This is a genomic window from Psychroserpens burtonensis DSM 12212 (assembly GCF_000425305.1).
GTDB lineage: Bacteria > Bacteroidota > Bacteroidia > Flavobacteriales > Flavobacteriaceae > Psychroserpens > Psychroserpens burtonensis.
The window spans coordinates 40,062-59,728 of the sequence record NZ_AUDE01000029.1 but is presented as its reverse complement, the minus strand read 5'-3'; the positions used below and the strand labels follow the sequence as shown (position 1 = coordinate 59,728).

Sequence of the window (19,667 nt, the reverse complement as noted above, 5' to 3'; positions counted from 1 at the left end):
ATCATCTATATTATTAGTTGATACTGGATCTGTCTCATCGGCACTTACACTAGCGGTATTGCTAAAGTTTCCTGAGGCATCTATAGTTGCTGTTACGGTAATCGTAACATCGTTCGCTGCTCCTGATGCGATACTGCCTATAGTACAAGGGAATGTTGTACATCCTGCTCCTGTGACACCTGTAATTGTTAAGTTGCTTGGTACATCTGTCACTTCAACATTCGTTGCTGTGTCTGGACCTAAATTGGATACAACTAAGGTATAGGTTACTGTATCTCCTGTTGCATATGGACTACTATCTATTAAGGTCTTCGCGACTGAAACATCGGCTGATGGTGCAACTACATTTAATGTAGCACTATTTTGTATGATAAGACAATCATTATCACGATGAGTGATAACTAAGTTATACACATTACCATCTAATCCTGTTACGTTAGATATTGCGAGTGTAATTGTATTAGTTCCTGAATAAACACCTGTATCTGTTAAATCTACTCCATTCTCTTGCCATTGGTAGTCTATATCAACTGAAGAATCTGTTGCTGGACCTGGTGTCAATGTATAATCTGGAACACCTGCTGAAAATGTTGTTGTATTTACAGCTGTAGCAGATGTAATTGTAAATGTTGTACCATTACCCTCTGTAACTGTCTGGGTGATTAATGCTGTTGCGTCCACATTGACTTGAGTTGCGGTCGTTACATTAGAATTATTTCCTGTGTAAGCAGTCGCTGCTCCTGTTACTTGACCATTTCCATCAAAACCAGTACCATCTACTTGTCCTGTACCGTCATCTATATGCCCTGCTTCCACTACATCATTACATCCATCATTATCACTATCTGTGTCTAAATAATCTGGTATACCATCTCCATCCGTATCTCCGCCACAAAATGCTTGATAACTTACATTATCAATTTGTAACCTACCGGACCCAGCGTCTGTCGCCATTGTAATTCTAATGTATCGCGTTGAGCTTGTTACCGTATAGTTTTGTATTATTTCATTAGAAATATTTGAAAAATTAAAAGTTTCCAAATTATTATAAACTGTATTATCAAGTGATTGCTCTACACCCATAACATGTAAATTAACTGTTACAAGCGATTCTATTTCAATGATCACGTCAGGATCTACGATGACCCCTAAATCAATGATAAGTTGATCCGTTACGCTATCTATACTTCCATATATGTTATCCGATCCAATGGCAAAATTTTGGTTTAAAAGACCTGATGATGACGCATCAACAGAATCCGCATCAGAAGCTGGTGTAACCGTACACTCTGAAGTATCTAAAATACCATCATTATCATCATCAAGATCACACACATTATTAATCCCATCTGCATCTGGATCATTCGCTGTTGCTGTGCCTAAAATTGCACCATCGGTACAAGAGTTTATAACTGTTATAGTCACATTTGCAGTTTCACAAATTGTTGGAGCTATATCTAAACAGATCGTATACTCAACAGTATACGGTCCTGTTGCCGTTCCTATTGGAATATTAATTGTTCCGTCTGTACTAATTGAGACTCCCGTTAATCCTCCATCATTGGTAATACTTATATTATCTGAAATGTTGCTATCAGTAGCGTCTACACCATCTGCCGTATCAGTTCCATTGCCATTATTATTAAACACACTAGCAGTTGTTCCGCCTGATACTGAATCAATTGGTATTGCACTGAAATCATCATCCTCTGCGGAGATATCAAAACTACAAGAGACTGGAGCTGTGAAAATATTTGAATTGGTAAAGACACATGCTGAATCATCTGAGAATGTTGCTGTAATTGAAATAGCACTTCCATTCGCAGGCAATACAACATTATTAAAGGTATAAGGTGATATTAATCCTGAAACTGAAATAGAACCTGTTCCGTCTCCCGTTAATTCTAAGGTACCCGTGGGAGGTATATCTAAAAATTCTACTGTAATATCCGCAGTAAAAAAATCATCTGTTGAATTTAAAGATGTTCCATTATCATTACAAACCGATTCATTAGATGACACTATAGAATCGACCGAACACGTATTTACTCCACAGACATCAAAATTAACTATTGTTATACACTCAAAAGCAGTCGCAGTTGACCCTGTGAGCCCTCCTGTACTTCCATCAATAACATGTCCTGTAAAACAAATCGTTTTCGTATCTCTATTATATATCGTTGTAGCATGACCTCCTGTACTTACATAAACGGCGTCATCATCATCTATCGTATAGCCATCAGGAATCGCAGGATACTCAGTTGTGGCATCCGCTCCTTGACCAATAGCCCCTTGATTGTTTGAACCCCAAGTAAGCAGTATTCTTTTTGATGTTGGCGTAGCACCTTCGGTAATTGCACCAGCACTTGCCCATTGTTCAGAAGATTGATTAGATGACATTTGTAATACGTTTTCAATAGGGTTACCTAAAGAATCATCAATCGTCACCCAATTTAAAACAGCATTTGTGGTTTCATCTATTAATTTTTGAGACGTATTAAATCCGACTCCATACATTCTTCTATCTACCCCTAAAGCTAAAACACCGTGCTCATTGGACTCATCATTGTAAAACGCTGTAATATAAGTCGGAGTTGAAGGAGGTGCGGTCATTAAAGTAGCAAAATCGTAGTTTGCCGCAGCATTTCCATCTGCTAAATGCACATTATTTCCCCATACATATACATCGCCGTCATTTTGAATTGCATACAAAGCAACATCACTCCCTGAAACATGAAAAACATCTGTTATAGGCACTCCTGCTGATGTCTCAACTTGTTGCCATATTGCCGTATTTGTAGATGTATTTCCATTTACTCTTGATTCTACTGATGCAATCCAAACTTCTCCAGCAGATGTATTAATAGCTAGAACATTTGATGTCGCATATAAATCATTAACATCAGTCGCTAGAACACCCGCAGGTAATGCCATAGTATCAAATGTAGCCCCAGAAACGAAACTACTATTTACTACTTCATTAACCTGTCCCCAGGCATATAAGTTTGTTGTTGATAATAAAAAGGCTTGGCCTCCTGAATTTCCTGATACTGCATATTGCACAACAGTTCCAGTAAAAGTATATCCGTTCGCAGGAGAAATTTCTTGAATTACGTTTGCATTTCCTCCATCAAAATCCATGTCCTCACCCCAAGTAATTAATCCATCTGGAGTTTTCGCAATACTTTGGTGATACGATGTAATGATTATATCATCTTTAGGATTATAAGTACCATCTGCCTCGGGAACAGGGCATTGAGCAAACAAAAAAGTTTGACAAGTTATCATTACAAGCAATGCAAATGAAAACTTCTTTTTAAAAGAGAATCGAGTAAAGATTATCATATTATATTAAGGTAAAATTATTTATATCGTCTTAATTATTATCAACATAAATCAATAACACACAACGTGATAAATTCTACCAAAAAAAACCTTTAGAACAACAAAAACTCTAATCTAGAAAATCAGAGTGCAGGTGTGGGCTATGAATTGGGTCAATCACAAATATTGCTATTAATCTTAGTTCAAAAATAATACTTATTAATTAAAAGTATCAAATCTTATTAACATATTTTTAATCGATTAAACGCGTAGTTTAATCGATTAAACACGAATTTACACTATTATTTTAAATTGAAAGAGTTTTATATGAAATAAATTATGTAAGATTCTGGTTATAACAAACATACGGTAATAAAAAACTTACACCATATAACGTGAGACATTTGTCTTACGCAAACGTCACATACAATTCGATAAACGTAATAATTATATATTGGGTTTTAATTATAAATGGATTAATAAAAATTATATTTGTAATCACGAAAACAGATTATGAATTTTATTAAAGAAATCAACAGGCGCCGCACCTTCGGAATTATCTCTCACCCCGATGCTGGAAAGACCACCTTGACTGAAAAACTGCTACTTTTTGGCGGTGCAATTCAAGAAGCTGGTGCTGTAAAAAGCAACAAAATAAAGAAAGGTGCAACGAGTGATTTTATGGAAATTGAACGTCAGCGTGGAATCTCTGTAGCAACATCTGTGTTAGCATTTGAATATAATGGCATAAAAATTAATATTCTTGATACTCCTGGTCACAAGGATTTTGCTGAGGATACGTTTAGAACACTTACCGCTGTTGATAGTGTAATTGTAGTTATCGATGTGGCTAAAGGTGTTGAGGAACAGACCGAAAAACTTGTTGAAGTTTGTAGAATGCGAAACATCCCAATGATTGTTTTCATTAATAAAATGGACCGTGAAGGTAAAGATGCCTTTGACCTACTAGATGAAATTGAACAAAAACTAGGTTTACGTGTTGTTCCCCTAAGTTTTCCTATTGGCATGGGTTATGACTTTAAAGGAATTTATAATATCTGGGAAAAGAATCTCAACCTATTTAGTGGAGATAGCAGAAAAGATATTGAAGAAACCATCGAAATCAATGATTTAACATCCCCTGAACTTGATAAATTAATTGGTGAGAAAGCCGCACAAACGCTAAGAGATGAAATAGAATTGGTTGATGGTATTTATCCTCAATTTAATAAAGAGGAGTACTTGAATGGTGAATTACAACCTGTATTTTTTGGATCTGCTTTAAATAATTTTGGCGTACGCGAATTATTAGACTGTTTTGTTGAGATAGCTCCTAAACCAAGACCAAAAAATAGTGAACAACGTTTAGTAAGACCAGATGAAGATAAATTTACTGGATTTGTATTTAAAATTCATGCTAATATGGATCCTAATCACAGAAACAGGTTAGCCTTTATAAAAGTAGTCTCTGGAGAATTTAAAAGAAACACGCAGTATCTGCATGTTAGGCACAATAAAAAACTAAAATTCTCAAGTCCGAATGCTTTTTTTGCAGAAAAGAAAGAAATTGTGGACATCTCATATCCAGGAGATATTGTAGGATTGCAAGACACCGGAAACTTTAAAATTGGAGACACACTTACTGAAGGTGAAATTCTAAACTATAAAGGAGTTCCTAGTTTTTCCCCAGAACATTTTAGATACATCAATAATGCAGATCCATTAAAATCTAAACAATTAAATAAAGGTATCGATCAATTAATGGACGAAGGTGTTGCTCAATTATTTACATTAGAACTTAATGGAAGAAAGGTTATTGGAACCGTTGGAGCGCTACAGTATGAAGTAATTCAATACCGTTTAGAACATGAATATGGTGCAAAGTGCATTTATGAGAACCTTAATGTTTACAAAGCTAGTTGGATTGAAACCGATGACAAAAAGAGTGAAGAATACAATGAGTTCTTGAGAGTTAAGCAACGTTTTTTAGCCAAAGATAAACGAGGACAACTTGTTTTTTTAGCAGATTCGCCATTTTCATTGCAAATGACGCAACAGAAGTATAAGAATATAAAATTCCATTCTACATCAGAATTTGATTAATAATATAATACCGTTCATCTAATAATCATGATAAAATTTGTTTTTAATCGATGTTTTCATACATTTAAACGTTTAAAGAGTTTTATTAGCGCTTTTACTTTATAAATGAAAAAAGATTAAACCCCAAAATTGATCTACTTATGAAAACTACTCCCAATGTTTTCAGTAATAATGATATTACTGTTACCTACAACCCTTGTGAATGCATAAACGCTGAGCGTTGTGCTAAAGAACTTTCCAATGTATTTCGTCAAACTGTTATACCATGGATAGATTTAGAAGGTGCTTCAACAAAGAAAATCATCGAACAAGTGAAAAAATGTCCTTCTGGTGCATTACAATTTCACATCAATAAAGAAGTTGCTTAAATAGCATATTTCAATTGAAATAGTAAATTTATATTTACAATGTACTATTGATATTTTTGAATAAATTAAAACAAAGTCTTTTTAAGAGCGATTGACCAGGTGGTACAGTAATTCGTACTCAACAATTTTCATTTTGTCTTAAAGATGTATTTATAATACCAAATTTAAAAAAAACATGAATTTGATGTCTTGCAAAAATACTATATGATAAAACATAAATAAAAATCCCCTTGAATTCTTCAAAGGGATTTTTATTTAAGCTTGACCTGTTGGTCCAAAATTTAATGGAATTGGTGGTTGCTCGTAGTCTTTAATTTCACCGTGTGCCTTTTCAAATCGATTAACATTATCACCTAATGCTTTTAATAACCGTTTAGCATGTTGTGGTGTCAAGATGATTCTTGACTTCACTTTGCTTTTTGGAGTTCCTGGCATAATGCTCACAAAATCAACTACAAACTCCGAAACTGAATGATTTATTATAGCTAGATTGGAATACATGCCTTCTGCTATTTTTTCATCTAGCTCGATATTTATTCCTGGTTTCTTATTTTTATTTTCTTCTGCCATCGTAAAGTTATTTACGCTTCCAACTTGATTGGAAGTCTTATTATACATTTTAAATACCTACAAGATTTTTAAAGCTTTGCAGGAAATTCTTTATTAGATATTTCCGTAGAAAAAGGAAATATGAACCATTTTATTAAAAAAAGCCCTCTAGTAGTAATTACAAGAAGGCTTTTATTTTATTTAAAGAGATTTACCAAATAAATTTCTAATTCTCTAACGAGATCCCAACATTCGTTGGGATAAATACGTCTATTGTATTTCAGTTCACCTTCGGCTTATGACATCCAATGCTCATTTAATTATAATTCATCTCTTCTTTTGCTTTCATCATTTCATTGAATTCTGCTTTAGAACCTACTATGATGTTATCAAACTTTCTAACACCTGTTCCTGCTGGAATTCTATGACCAACGATTACATTTTCTTTCAATCCTTCAAGATCATCAATCTTACCATTTACAGCGGCTTCGTTGAGAACTTTTGTAGTCTCTTGGAACGATGCTGCAGATATAAATGATTTGGTCTGTAACGATGCTCTTGTAATACCTTGTAAAATTGGAGTTGCAGTTGCTGGTTGCGCTTCACGAGCAGTCACCAATGCTTTATCCTCTCTACGAAGTATTGAGTTTTCGTCTCTTAACTCTCTTGAAGTTAATACTTGACCCAATTTTAAAGTCTGAGAGTCTCCAACTTCTTCAACAACTTTCAATCCGAAAATTTTATCATTTTCTTCAATGAAATCTGCTTTGTGAACCAATTGATCTTCTAAGAAAATGGTATCACCAGAATCAATGATTCTTACTTTACGCATCATCTGTCTTACAACAACCTCAAAATGCTTATCATTAATTTTCACACCTTGTAAACGATATACTTCTTGTACTTCATTTACTAAATATTGTTGCACTGCAGCTGGGCCTTTGATATTTAAAATATCATTAGGAGTAATAGAACCATCAGATAAAGGCATACAAGCTTTTACGTAATCATTTTCTTGAACAAGAATTTGATTAGATAATTTTACTAAGTATTTCTTAACCTCACCAAGTTTAGACTCAATTATAATCTCACGGTTACCTCTTTTAATTTTTCCGAAGGACACAACACCGTCAATCGCACTTACTACAGCAGGATTAGAAGGGTTACGTGCTTCAAATAATTCTGTTACACGAGGTAAACCACCTGTAATATCACCAGCTTTAGACGACTTACGAGGAATCTTAACTAAGACTTTACCAATCTTAATTTTCTCTCCATCATCAATCATGATGTGTGCACCTACTGGTAAGTTGTACGAACGAATTGCTTCGCCTTTACCATCCTCAACAATAAGCGTAGGAATCAATTTCTTGTTTCTAGACTCTGAAATTACTTTCTCCTGGAATCCAGTCTGTTCATCAATTTCTACTTGGTAAGTAATACCCTGCTCGATATTTTCATACCTTACTTTACCAGCAAATTCTGAAATAATCACACCGTTATATGGATCCCATTCGCAAATTACAGCACCTGCTTTCACTTTATCACCTGGTTTAACATAGATGAAAGATCCGTAAGGGATATTGTTTGTACTTAATGTGATTCCTGTTTTAGCATCTACTAATCTTAATTCTGAAGTTCTAGATATCACAACATTTATATCTTTCCCTTCTTTATCAGTACTCTTAACAGTTTTAAGTTCGTCGATCTCTGCGATACCATCAAACTTAATTGTTAATTTATTTTCTTCGGAAATGTTACCCGCAACACCACCTACGTGGAATGTACGAAGTGTAAGCTGTGTACCAGGTTCACCAATTGATTGTGCAGCAACTACTCCAACAGCTTCTCCCCTTTGTACCATTTTACCTGTCGCTAAATTACGACCGTAACATTTTGAACAAATACCTTTTTTAGCCTCACAAGTTAATGCTGAACGTACTTCTACTGCATCCAAAGGAGATGCTTGAATACGTTTAGCTATATCGTCATGAATATGACCACCTGCTTCAACTAATAACTCTTCAGTAATTGGATCAAATACATCATTTAATGAAGTACGCCCTACAATTCTAGCCTCAAGAGTTTCTATTACTTCTTCATTCTTCTTTAATGGCTTAACTTCAATACCTCTTAATGTTCCACAATCTTCAGTATAGATGATAACATCTTGAGATACATCAACTAAACGACGTGTTAAGTAACCCGCATCGGCAGTTTTAAGTGCTGTATCGGCAAGACCTTTACGTGCACCGTGAGTAGAGATAAAGTAATCCAAAATTGAAAGACCTTCCTTAAAGTTAGAAAGAATTGGATTTTCAATAATTTCACCACCACCTGCGTTAGACTTCTTAGGTTTAGCCATTAATCCACGCATACCGGTTAACTGACGTATTTGTTCCTTAGATCCACGAGCTCCAGAATCAAGCATCATAAACACCGAGTTGAAACCTTGTTGATCTTCACGAATACGCTTCATAGACAATTCAGTCAATTCAGCATTTGTTGATGTCCAGATATCAATAACTTGGTTATAACGTTCGTTATTAGTAATTAAACCCATGTTATAGTTACTCTTAATACCATCAACTAAAGTGTTAGCCTTGTCAATCATACCTTGCTTTTCCGAAGGAATAATAATATCACCTAAACTAAATGATAAACCACCTTGGAATGCAAACTTATAACCTTGAGTCTTAATTTCATCTAAGAACGCAGCTGTTTCGGGTACACTTGTCTTTTTAAGAATACCATGAATAATTTCTCTTAATGATTTCTTAGTTAATACCTCATTAATGTAACCTGCTGCAGCTGGAACTTTTTCATTAAAAAGTACACGACCTACAGTTGTTTCTATAATTTGAGAAGTTAACTCTCCTACTTCATTAAAATCTTGAGTTCTTACTTTAATACCTGCATTCAATTCTACTTTCTTCTCGTTGTAAGCAATAATTACTTCCTTTGGAGAATAGAATGTTAAGCCTTCACCTATCACTTTATAATCATCTGTGGATATTCTGTGCTTAGTCATATAATAAAGACCAAGTACCATATCCTGTGATGGTACAGTTACAGGAGAACCATTTGCTGGATTTAAAATATTATGAGATGCCAACATTAATAATTGACACTCCAAAATAGCTTCAGGTCCCAATGGCAAGTGAACCGCCATCTGGTCACCATCAAAATCGGCATTAAATGCAGTACACACTAATGGGTGTAACTGAATTGCTTTCCCCTCAATTAATTTTGGTTGGAATGCTTGAATACCAAGTCTGTGTAATGTAGGTGCACGGTTTAGTAATACTGGATGCCCTTTAAGGACATTCTCTAAAATATCCCAAACAACAGGCTCTTTTCTATCTATAATTTTCTTTGCAGATTTTACAGTTTTTACAATACCTCTTTCTATTAGTTTTCTAATGACGAACGGTTTGTAAAGTTCTGCTGCCATATCTTTTGGCAAACCACATTCAAATAATTTTAATTCTGGTCCAACAACAATTACAGAACGCGCAGAATAATCAACACGCTTACCTAGTAAGTTTTGACGAAAACGTCCTTGCTTACCTTTAAGTGAATCTGATAATGATTTTAATGGCCTGTTAGAATCTGTTTTAACTGCAGAAGCTTTACGTGTGTTATCAAATAATGAATCTACAGATTCTTGTAACATACGTTTCTCGTTACGTAAGATAACTTCTGGAGCCTTGATTTCAACCAAACGCTTTAAACGGTTATTACGAATAATAACACGACGATAAAGATCATTTAAATCTGAAGTTGCAAAACGTCCACCATCTAAAGGCACTAAAGGTCTTAATTCTGGTGGGATAATTGGAATAGCCTTCATGATCATCCACTCTGGTCTATTCTCTCTATTTTTATTAGAATCTCTAAATGCTTCAACAACTTGTAAACGCTTTAACGCTTCAGTCTTACGTTGTTTAGAAGTTTCTGTATTTGCTTTGTGACGTAATTCAAATGATAATTCATTTAAGTCGATTCTTGATAATAAATCGATTAAACACTCAGCTCCCATTTTTGCAATAAACTTACTAGGATCTTTATCATCTAAATGTCTGTTTTCCTGAGGAATACCTTCCATTATGTTTAGATACTCTTCTTCTGTAAGGAAATCTAGCTTTTGTAAAGGCTCTCCCTCAACATTTTTGGCTTCACCTGGTTGAATAACCACATAACGTTCGTAATAGATAATCATATCTAAACGCTTAGATGGTAGACCAAGTAAGTAACCAATTTTATTTGGTAACGAACGGAAGTACCAGATATGAGCAACTGGCACAACAAGGTTGATGTGTCCTACTCTATCACGACGTACTTTCTTCTCTGTTACTTCAACACCACAACGGTCACAAACAATACCTTTATAACGTATTCTTTTATATTTACCACAAGCACATTCAAAATCCTTTACAGGGCCAAAAATACGCTCACAGAATAAACCATCACGTTCTGGTTTATGTGTTCGATAATTAATAGTTTCTGGTTTTAAAACTTCACCACGAGATGCTCCTAAAACAGACTCTGGAGATGCTAAACCAATAGAAATTTTGCTAAATTTCTGAATTGTATTCTTATCTTGTCTTCTTGCCATTTTTTATGGTACTAACAATTATTTAATTTATTTTTTAATTGGTTTTTTACGTTGAACAATTCGATAACTGTTCAACGTAAATCGAACATTTTCTTCGAAATTATTCCTCCAATCTAATATCTAATCCTAATCCCTTCAATTCGTGCATAAGTACGTTGAAAGATTCAGGTAGTCCTGGTTCTGGCATTGGCTCTCCCTTTACGATAGCCTCGTAAGTTTTAGCTCTACCAACAACATCATCAGATTTTACTGTTAAGATCTCACGCAATGTAGCTGACGCTCCATAAGCCTCAAGTGCCCAAACTTCCATCTCTCCAAAACGTTGACCACCAAATTGTGCTTTACCACCTAATGGCTGTTGCGTAATTAATGAGTACGGTCCAATTGAACGTGCGTGCATTTTGTCATCAATCATGTGACCTAACTTAATCATATAAATAACACCTACGGTTGCTGGTTGATCAAAACGATCTCCTGTTCCACCATCATATAAGTATGTATGACCAAATCTCGGCACACCTGCTTCATCTGTAAACTCGTTGATTTGATCTAATGTTGCACCATCAAAAATTGGAGTAGCATACGTACGTCCTAATTTTTGTCCAGCCCAACCAAGAACAGTTTCATAAATCTGACCGATGTTCATACGAGATGGTACACCTAACGGATTTAATACAATATCAACAGGTGTTCCATCTTCTAAGAATGGCATATCCTCTTGACGAACGATACGAGCAACAATACCTTTGTTACCGTGACGTCCTGCCATTTTATCACCGACTTTTAATTTACGTTTTTTAGCAACATAAACTTTAGCTAATTTGATAATACCTGCTGGTAACTCATCACCTACAGAAATTGTAAACTTTTCGCGTCGTAATGATCCTTGAAGATCATTTTCCTTAATCTTATAGTTGTGAATTAAATCTGCAACTAACGAATTTAAGTGATTGTCTGTAGTCCAAACTCCCGAAGTTAAATGCGCATAGTCATCAACTGAGTTTAACATCTTAAGCGTATATTTCTTTCCCTTCGGAATGATTTCTTCACTTAAGTCATTATAAATACCTTGAGCAGTTTTACCATTGACAAGTGCGAATAATTTTTCAACTAGAACGACTTGTAAATCATCAAACTTTTTGTAATAGACATTTTCTAATGCTTCAATATCCTCTTTATCTTTTGCTCTCTTACGTTTATCTTTAATTGCTCTTGAAAATAATTTTTTCTCAATAACAACCCCATGTAATGAAGGAGATGCTTTTAAAGATGCATCTTTTACATCACCGGCTTTATCACCAAAAATGGCACGTAATAACTTTTCTTCCGGTGTAGGATCAGATTCTCCCTTTGGTGTAATCTTACCAATAAGGATGTCACCTGGCTTAATCTCTGCACCAATTCTAATCATACCGTTTTCATCAAGGTCTTTAGTAGCCTCTTCTGAAACGTTAGGAATATCGTTAGTTAATTCTTCGTTACCTAATTTAGTATCTCTAACATCCAATGAATACTCATCAATATGAATAGATGTAAATATATCATCACGAACTACTTTTTCTGAAATTACAATTGCATCCTCAAAGTTATAACCCTTCCAAGGCATAAATGCCACTTTCATGTTACGACCTAATGCTAATTCTCCTTTTTCAGTAGCATAACCTTGACATAATACTTGACCTTTTTTAACCTTATCACCTTTCTCAACAATTGGCTTTAAGTTAATAGAGGTACCTTGGTTAGTTTTTCTAAACTTAACCAATGGATATGTTTTCGTATCACTTTCAAAACTTACCATTGCAGCTTCTTCAGAACGCTCGTACTTTATGGTAATTTCATTAGCATCGACATACTCAACAACTCCATTACCTTCAGCATTAATCAAGACTCTAGAATCTTGAGCGACTTGACGCTCTAATCCTGTTCCTACAATAGGTGCTTGGGGACGCAATAAAGGTACCGCTTGACGCATCATGTTAGACCCCATCAATGCACGATTGGCATCATCATGCTCTAAGAACGGAATCAACGACGCCGAGATAGATGCAATCTGGTTTGGTGCAACATCTGTATAGTTTACATTTATCGGATCAATAACTGGAAAATCACCTTCCTGACGCGCAATAATTTTGTCTTCAAGAATTTTTCCGTTTTCATCAACACGAATATTCGCCTGAGCGATTAACATGTCTTCCTCTTCTTCTGCACTTAAATAAACTGGTGCGTTCTTAATATCAACTACTCCATTTTCCGATTTTCTATAAGGTGTTTCAATGAATCCCATTGAATTAACTTTAGCATAAACAGATAGAGAAGATATCAATCCAATGTTTGGTCCCTCAGGAGTTTCAATTGGACAAAGTCTTCCGTAGTGCGTATAGTGAACATCACGAACCTCGAATCCTGCTCTTTCTCTAGACAAACCTCCAGGTCCTAAAGCCGATAGACGACGCTTGTGAGTAATCTCTGCCAATGGATTGGTTTGATCCATGAACTGAGACAATTGGTTTGTACCGAAAAAAGAATTAATAACTGAAGATAATGTCTTAGCATTAATTAAATCAATTGGTGTAAACACCTCGTTATCACGAACGTTCATACGTTCACGAATAGTTCGAGCCATACGCGCTAAACCAACACCAAACTGAGAAGATAATTGCTCACCAACTGTACGTACACGACGGTTAGATAAGTGATCAATGTCATCAATCTCTGCTTTAGAATTGATTAACTCAATTAAATATTTGATAATTGTTATGATATCTTCTTTGGTAAGCACTTGCTTATCCATACCGATATCTAACTGTAATTTTTTATTCATTCTATAACGACCTACTTCACCTAAAGAGTAACGTTGGTCTGAGAAGAATAATTTGTCAATAATACCACGTGCTGTTTCCTCATCTGGCGGCTCAGCATTACGTAGTTGACGATAAATATGTTCAACTGCTTCTTTTTCAGAATTTGTTGGATCTTTTTGTAATGTATTATGAATAATAGCATAATCTCCTTGTTGAGATGTTTCCTTGTGTAATAAAATTGTTTTTACACCTGCTTCAAGAATTTCTTCAATATTATCCTTATCTATAACGGTATCACGGTCTAATACAATTTCGTTACGTTCGATAGAGACCACTTCTCCTGTATCTTCATCAACGAAATCTTCATGCCATGTATTCAATACACGAGCGGCTAGTTTGCGATCAATAACTTTTTTTAGTCCAGATTTAGACACTTTAACTTCTTCTGCAAGATCAAAAATCTCTAATATATCTTTATCACGTTCAAAACCTATAGCTCTAAATAATGTTGTGACTGGTAACTTTTTCTTTCTATCAATGTAAGCATACATTACCTGATTAATATCAGTAGCAAATTCTATCCAAGAACCTTTGAAAGGAATAACTCTAGCAGAGTACAACTTAGTACCATTTGCGTGAAATGATTGACTAAAGAATACACCTGGAGACCTATGTAATTGAGAAACAACCACGCGCTCTGCACCGTTGATACAAAACGTACCACTTGGTGTCATATAAGGTATAGTCCCTAAGTAAACATCTTGAACAATTGTCTCAAAATCCTCATGCTCAGGATCTGTACAATACAACTTTAGACGTGCTTTTAAAGGCACACTGTATGTAAGCCCTCTTTCTATACATTCTTCAATTGAATATCTAGGTGGATCAATAAAATAATCCAAAAATTCTAGAACGAATTGATTACGTGTATCCGTAATTGGAAAGTTTTCCATGAAGGTATTATACAACCCTTCATTTCCTCTTTGCTCTGATTTTGTCTCTAACTGGAAAAAATCCTGGAAGGATTTAATTTGAATATCCAAGAAATCTGGATACTCAGTTCTGTTTACTATGGAAGAGAAATTTAATCTTTCAGCTGTATTTGCTAACATCGATGAACGCTTTTTTGATTAAAAAATTAACTAGTTTATTTATGTGCTTTTTTAATACACAAAAGGGTTTAGGTCATTTCGACTATATCGAAAGACCTAAACCGTAATTTGTAGGTTTGCTAAGTTTACTTAACCTCAACCTCTGCTCCTGCTTCTTCTAACTGAGCTCTTAAAGCTTCAGCTTCGTCTTTAGCAACACCTTCTTTGATTGCACTTGGTGCATCATCAACTAAACCTTTAGCTTCTTTTAATCCTAAACCAGTTAATTCTTTAACTAACTTTACAACTGCTAATTTAGAACCACCTGCGGCCTTAAGGATTACATCAAATTCAGTTTGCTCTTCTACTGCATCCGCAGCTCCAGGACCTGCTTGCATAACTGCTGCAGCTGCTGCTGGTTCGATACCGTACTCGTCTTTTAATATTGTAGCTAATTCATTAACTTCTTTTACTGTTAAGTTAACTAATTGCTCTGCGAAATCTTTTAAATCTGCCATTTTTCTACCGTTTTAATAATTTTAATAAAATATAATTTGTTTAAGTGCGTACTTGCTTAATTATCCTTCTCTTTCAGATAATGTTTTGATAATACCTGCTAATGTTCCACCACCTGATTTAAGTGCTGCAATAACATTCTTAGCTGGTGATTGTAACAATCCAATGATATCTCCAATCAATTCTTCTTTAGACTTGATATCTACTAACATGTCTAATTGATCATCGCCAATGTAAACAGCTTCTTCAATAAAAGCACCTTTAAGCAAAGGCTTATCAGATTTTTTACGGAAGTTCTTAATTACTTTAGCTGGAGCATTACCAGTTTCAGAATACATTACTGAAGTATTACCTTTTAAAACCGTTGGAAGTTCTCCGAAATCTCTATCAGAAGCCTCCATCGCTTTAATTAATAATGTATTTTTTACTACGCTTAATTGTACGTTTGCTTTGTAACAAGCACGACGTAAGTCTGAAGTATTACCTGCGTTTAATCCTGAGATATCCGCTAAATAAATATTTGCATTATCTGCTAATTGAGCAGTTAACTCTTCAATTACTTGTGATTTTTCTTCTCTTGTCATAATAATAAAGATTTAACTACTTATGCGAATTTAACATCAATTGCTATACTAGGACTCATTGTACTAGACATGAAAACACTTTTCATGTAGACACCTTTTGAAGCAGTTGGTTTCAATTTATTCAAAGTGGTTAACAATTCCATAGCATTCTCCTCTAATTTATCAGCACTAAATGATGCTTTTCCTATTGGAGCATGTACAATTCCTGTTTTATCAACTTTGAAATCAATTTTACCAGCCTTAACCTCAGCTACTGCTTTCGCAACATCCATAGTAACTGTTCCTGTCTTTGGATTTGGCATTAGCCCTCTTGGACCTAATACTCTACCTAATGGACCTAGTTTTCCCATGATAGCCGGCATAGTAACAATAACGTCAACATCTGTCCAACCATTTTTGATTTTTTCTAGGTACTCATCTAATCCTACGTAGTCAGCTCCTGCTGCTCTAGCTTCCTCTTCTTTATCTGGAGTAACTAATGCAAGGACTTTCATATCTTTACCTGTTCCATGTGGAAGAGAAACAACTCCTCTCACCATCTGATTAGCTTTACGTGGGTCTACTCCAAGTCGTACTGCTAAATCTACAGAGGCGTCAAATTTTGTATACGTGATCTCTTTTAATAGAACTGTAGCTTCCTTGACAGAATATAATTTATTCTTCTCAACTTTAGCTCTAGACTCTTTTTGTTTTTTTGTAATTGCCATTTCAAAAATTTTTAGTTAGGTGACTCACCACCTTTAACTGTGATTCCCATTGATCTTGCAGTTCCTGCAACCATCTTCATTGCAGATCCAATATTAAATGCATTTAAATCTTGCATTTTATCTTCTGCTATAGCTTTCACTTGGTCCCAAGTTACTTTCGCTACTTTCTTTCTGTTCGGTTCACCAGATCCTTTTTTTACTTTGGCCGCTTCCATTAATTGTACCGCAGCTGGAGGAGTTTTGATAACAAAGTCGAAAGACTTGTCTTTGTAAACTGAAATTACAACAGGAAGAACTTTACCAGGCTTGTCCTGAGTTCTAGCGTTGAATTGCTTACAAAATTCCATAATATTAACTCCAGCAGCTCCTAAAGCGGGTCCAACCGGTGGCGACGGATTCGCAGCACCTCCCCGAACTTGTAATTTAACTACTTTACCTAATTCTTTTGCCATTTTGAAAATTTTAATTTTGTACATCTTTATTGTGGAAGCAAAAAAGAAATACTTTCTATGTGTGTAACGATTATTATACTTTATCTACTTGCATATAACTTAATTCTAACGGTGTTTTTCTTCCGAAAATTTTCACCATTACCTCAAGTTTACGCTTTTCTTCATTTATCTTTTCAACAGTACCGTCAAACCCATTAAATGGACCATCAATTACCTTAACTGTCTCTCCAATAGTATAAGGTATTGCCATATTGGAATCTGCTTCAACAGATAACTCATCTACCTTACCTAGCATTCTATTAACCTCACTTTGTCTAAGTGGCACTGGATCTCCTCCTTTAGTCTCCCCTAAAAAACCAATTACATTCGTAATGGATTTAATAATATGTGGAACTTCTCCGCTTAAGTTAGCCTGAATCATAATATAACCCGGAAAATAAACACGTTCTTTATTTATTTTCTTACCATTACGAATTTGGATAACTTTTTCTGTTGGAACTAAAACTTGATCAACAAAATCCTCTAAGCCTAATCTAGAAATTTCATTTTCTATATAAGCCTTGATTTTGTTTTCCTGACCACTTACAGCTCTAACAACATACCACTTTTTATTTACGCTAGTCTCAGACATACTCTCTGTTATATTATTAGTTATATTAAATTAAAGTATGCCTTAATAACTTTACTAAAAACAGTATCAACTCCCCAAATAGCTAAAGAGAAAATGATTGAGAATACAGCTACTAACACAGTTAAACTTTGAGCTTCAGACCATGTTGGCCATGATACGTTATTTTTTAACTCGCCAAAAGATTCTTTTATATAATTTACAATTCCTGCCATCTGATTTCTTGTTTGCACGGGTTGAGAGACTCGAACTCCCGACACCTGGTTTTGGAGACCAGTGCTCTACCAACTGAGCTAAACCCGTAAATATTAATCAAGGCATCTTGCAAAAACAAGACACCTTAATTACTATTTATTTAATAAATATTTAGTCTAAAATTTCAGTAACCTGACCTGCTCCTACTGTTCTACCACCTTCTCTAATTGCGAAACGTAAACCGACGTTCATTGCAATTGCTTGAATTAGATCAACAGTAATTGTAAGGTTATCTCCAGGCATTACCATTTCAACTCCGTCAGGAAGCATAATATTTCCAGTTACATCAGTTGTACGAACGTAGAACTGTGGACGATAGTTATTATGGAATGGAGTGTGACGTCCACCTTCTTCTTTCTTAAGTACATAAACCTCAGCTTTGAATTTAGCGTGTGGAGTAACAGATCCTGGCTTAGTAATAACCATACCTCTTGAGATTTGACTCTTCTCAATACCTCTTAATAAGATACCAGCATTATCTCCAGCCTCACCCCTATTAAGGATTTGACGGAACATTTCAATACCAGTAATAGTAGATGTTAATTTCTCAGCACCCATACCAATAATCTCAACTGGATCACCTGTATTACCTACTCCAGTTTCAATACGTCCTGTAGCAACAGTTCCACGACCTGTAATTGAAAACACATCCTCAATTGGCATTAAGAATGGCTTATCCATATCACGTACCGGCTCTTCAATCCAAGAATCAACAGATTCCATTAATTCCAATACTGAATCTACCCATTTTTGTTCACCGTTAAGTGCACCTAAAGCAGAACCTGCAATTACAGGTCCATTATCACCATCATATTCATAGAATGATAATAACTCTCTAATTTCCATTTCCACTAATTCTAATAACTCTTCATCATCCACCATATCCACTTTATTCATGAATACAACCATACGAGGAATACCTACCTGACGACCAAGTAAGATGTGCTCGCGCGTTTGTGGCATAGGACCATCAGTTGCAGCAACAACTAAAATAGCACCATCCATTTGAGCAGCACCAGTAACCATGTTCTTTACGTAATCGGCGTGACCTGGACAGTCAACGTGAGCGTAATGACGATTTGCTGTTGCATATTCAACATGTGAAGTATTAATTGTTATACCTCTTTCTTTTTCTTCTGGAGCGTTATCAATCTGATCGAATGATCTTGCTTCTGAAAAACCTGCATCAGCTAATACTTTAGTAATAGCAGCAGTTAAAGTTGTTTTACCGTGATCTACGTGTCCAATAGTACCTATGTTAAGGTGTGGTTTTGAACGATCGAAAGTTGCCTTTGCCATGTTTAATTTATTTAATCTTATTTATATTAGTATTCAATTTAATTCTTTATTAAAAAAAAAGAGCCAATGACGAGAATTGAACTCGTGACCTCTTCCTTACCAAGGAAACGCTCTACCCCTGAGCTACACCGGCTTTAAATTTGGTAAGCTAAACAGAAACGTTTACTTAAAACTAAATCAACAAAAAGCTAACTTAGTTAGAGCGAGAGACCAGGTTCGAACTGGCGACATTCAGCTTGGAAGGCTGACGCTCTACCAACTGAGCTACTCTCGCATTTTTTAACTGTTTTACGAATTAAAGGTTTCAATATTTCAAATGATCCGGATTTGCTAAGTTCATACTAAACACAAACTTGAATTAAACCTCCTTCA

Annotated in this window: 13 protein-coding genes and 3 tRNA genes; 2 read left to right on the top strand and 14 right to left on the bottom strand. The window is 35.2% G+C overall.

Features of this window, described 5'->3' with window-relative positions; genetic code table 11:
• Positions 1-3,345, bottom strand: a 3,345-nt coding sequence (locus H593_RS19230; protein WP_157588855.1) for a DUF11 domain-containing protein, incomplete at its 3' end; no start/stop codon positions are given.
• 492 nt (positions 3,346-3,837) lie between these two features.
• On the opposite strand from H593_RS19230, the gene H593_RS0113430 reads away from it, so the two are divergent.
• Together H593_RS0113430 and H593_RS0113425 are read left to right on the top strand one after the other, a co-directional pair.
• On the top strand, positions 3,838-5,427 hold the full coding sequence (locus tag H593_RS0113430; protein WP_028872927.1) for a peptide chain release factor 3: 1,590 nt from the start codon (positions 3,838-3,840) through the stop codon (positions 5,425-5,427).
• Positions 5,428-5,567: 140 nt separating this feature from the next.
• Positions 5,568-5,795: a (4Fe-4S)-binding protein gene (locus H593_RS0113425; RefSeq protein ID WP_028872926.1), complete on the top strand. Its 228-nt coding sequence runs from the start codon at positions 5,568-5,570 to the stop codon at positions 5,793-5,795.
• Positions 5,796-6,050: 255 nt separating this feature from the next.
• Here the strand turns inward: H593_RS0113425 and H593_RS0113420 are convergent, their stop codons facing one another.
• The 13 genes from H593_RS0113420 to H593_RS0113360 all read right to left on the bottom strand — a co-directional run bounded on the left by H593_RS0113420 (position 6,051) and on the right by H593_RS0113360 (position 19,569).
• Positions 6,051-6,365, bottom strand: coding sequence for a DUF3467 domain-containing protein (locus tag H593_RS0113420; RefSeq protein ID WP_028872925.1), 315 nt, complete (start codon positions 6,363-6,365; stop codon positions 6,051-6,053).
• A 295-nt stretch (positions 6,366-6,660) separates the two neighbouring features.
• A complete protein-coding gene (rpoC, locus tag H593_RS0113415) occupies positions 6,661-10,962 on the bottom strand; it encodes a DNA-directed RNA polymerase subunit beta' (RefSeq protein WP_028872924.1) in 4,302 nt (1,433 codons plus the stop codon).
• Between the two features lie 100 nt (positions 10,963-11,062).
• Positions 11,063-14,875, bottom strand: coding sequence for a DNA-directed RNA polymerase subunit beta (gene rpoB, locus H593_RS0113410; protein ID WP_028872923.1), 3,813 nt, complete (start codon positions 14,873-14,875; stop codon positions 11,063-11,065).
• 125 nt (positions 14,876-15,000) lie between these two features.
• The gene (gene rplL, locus H593_RS0113405) at positions 15,001-15,372 is read right to left on the bottom strand and encodes a 50S ribosomal protein L7/L12 (protein WP_028872922.1); all 372 of its coding nucleotides are present in this window, start codon (positions 15,370-15,372) and stop codon (positions 15,001-15,003) included.
• 60 nt (positions 15,373-15,432) lie between these two features.
• On the bottom strand, positions 15,433-15,954 hold the full coding sequence (gene rplJ, locus H593_RS0113400) for a 50S ribosomal protein L10 (protein ID WP_028872921.1): 522 nt from the start codon (positions 15,952-15,954) through the stop codon (positions 15,433-15,435).
• A 20-nt stretch (positions 15,955-15,974) separates the two neighbouring features.
• Positions 15,975-16,661 (bottom strand): 50S ribosomal protein L1, encoded by a 687-nt coding sequence (gene rplA / locus H593_RS0113395; protein ID WP_028872920.1) that lies wholly within the window; start codon positions 16,659-16,661, stop codon positions 15,975-15,977.
• Positions 16,662-16,672: 11 nt separating this feature from the next.
• A complete protein-coding gene (gene rplK, locus H593_RS0113390) occupies positions 16,673-17,113 on the bottom strand; it encodes a 50S ribosomal protein L11 (protein WP_028872919.1) in 441 nt (146 codons plus the stop codon).
• A 73-nt stretch (positions 17,114-17,186) separates the two neighbouring features.
• Positions 17,187-17,744 (bottom strand): transcription termination/antitermination protein NusG, encoded by a 558-nt coding sequence (gene nusG / locus H593_RS0113385; protein WP_028872918.1) that lies wholly within the window; start codon positions 17,742-17,744, stop codon positions 17,187-17,189.
• A 20-nt stretch (positions 17,745-17,764) separates the two neighbouring features.
• On the bottom strand, positions 17,765-17,956 hold the full coding sequence (gene secE / locus H593_RS0113380; RefSeq protein WP_028872917.1) for a preprotein translocase subunit SecE: 192 nt from the start codon (positions 17,954-17,956) through the stop codon (positions 17,765-17,767).
• Between the two features lie 15 nt (positions 17,957-17,971).
• A tRNA-Trp gene (locus H593_RS0113375) sits at positions 17,972-18,044 on the bottom strand.
• 63 nt (positions 18,045-18,107) lie between these two features.
• Positions 18,108-19,295: an elongation factor Tu gene (gene tuf / locus H593_RS0113370; protein ID WP_028872916.1), complete on the bottom strand. Its 1,188-nt coding sequence runs from the start codon at positions 19,293-19,295 to the stop codon at positions 18,108-18,110.
• Between the two features lie 61 nt (positions 19,296-19,356).
• Positions 19,357-19,428, bottom strand: a tRNA-Thr gene (locus tag H593_RS0113365).
• Positions 19,429-19,496: 68 nt separating this feature from the next.
• Positions 19,497-19,569, bottom strand: a tRNA-Gly gene (locus H593_RS0113360).
• Positions 19,570-19,667 lie beyond the last annotated feature (98 nt).

Excerpts from the sequence above, each read along its gene's own strand:
- rplA (WP_028872920.1), bottom strand. The coding sequence starts at position 16,661 with ATGGCAATTACAAAAAAACAAAAAGAGTCTAGAGCTAAAGTTGAGAAG.
- secE (WP_028872917.1), bottom strand. The coding sequence starts at position 17,956 with ATGGCAGGAATTGTAAATTATATAAAAGAATCTTTTGGCGAGTTAAAA.
- tuf (WP_028872916.1), bottom strand. The coding sequence starts at position 19,295 with ATGGCAAAGGCAACTTTCGATCGTTCAAAACCACACCTTAACATAGGT.
- nusG (WP_028872918.1), bottom strand. The coding sequence starts at position 17,744 with ATGTCTGAGACTAGCGTAAATAAAAAGTGGTATGTTGTTAGAGCTGTA.
- H593_RS0113425 (WP_028872926.1), top strand. The coding sequence starts at position 5,568 with ATGAAAACTACTCCCAATGTTTTCAGTAATAATGATATTACTGTTACC.
- rplL (WP_028872922.1), bottom strand. The coding sequence starts at position 15,372 with ATGGCAGATTTAAAAGATTTCGCAGAGCAATTAGTTAACTTAACAGTA.
- rpoC (WP_028872924.1), bottom strand. The coding sequence starts at position 10,962 with ATGGCAAGAAGACAAGATAAGAATACAATTCAGAAATTTAGCAAAATT.
- rplK (WP_028872919.1), bottom strand. The coding sequence starts at position 17,113 with ATGGCAAAAGAATTAGGTAAAGTAGTTAAATTACAAGTTCGGGGAGGT.
- rplJ (WP_028872921.1), bottom strand. The coding sequence starts at position 15,954 with ATGACAAGAGAAGAAAAATCACAAGTAATTGAAGAGTTAACTGCTCAA.
- rpoB (WP_028872923.1), bottom strand. The coding sequence starts at position 14,875 with ATGTTAGCAAATACAGCTGAAAGATTAAATTTCTCTTCCATAGTAAAC.
- H593_RS0113430 (WP_028872927.1), top strand. The coding sequence starts at position 3,838 with ATGAATTTTATTAAAGAAATCAACAGGCGCCGCACCTTCGGAATTATC.
- H593_RS0113420 (WP_028872925.1), bottom strand. The coding sequence starts at position 6,365 with ATGGCAGAAGAAAATAAAAATAAGAAACCAGGAATAAATATCGAGCTA.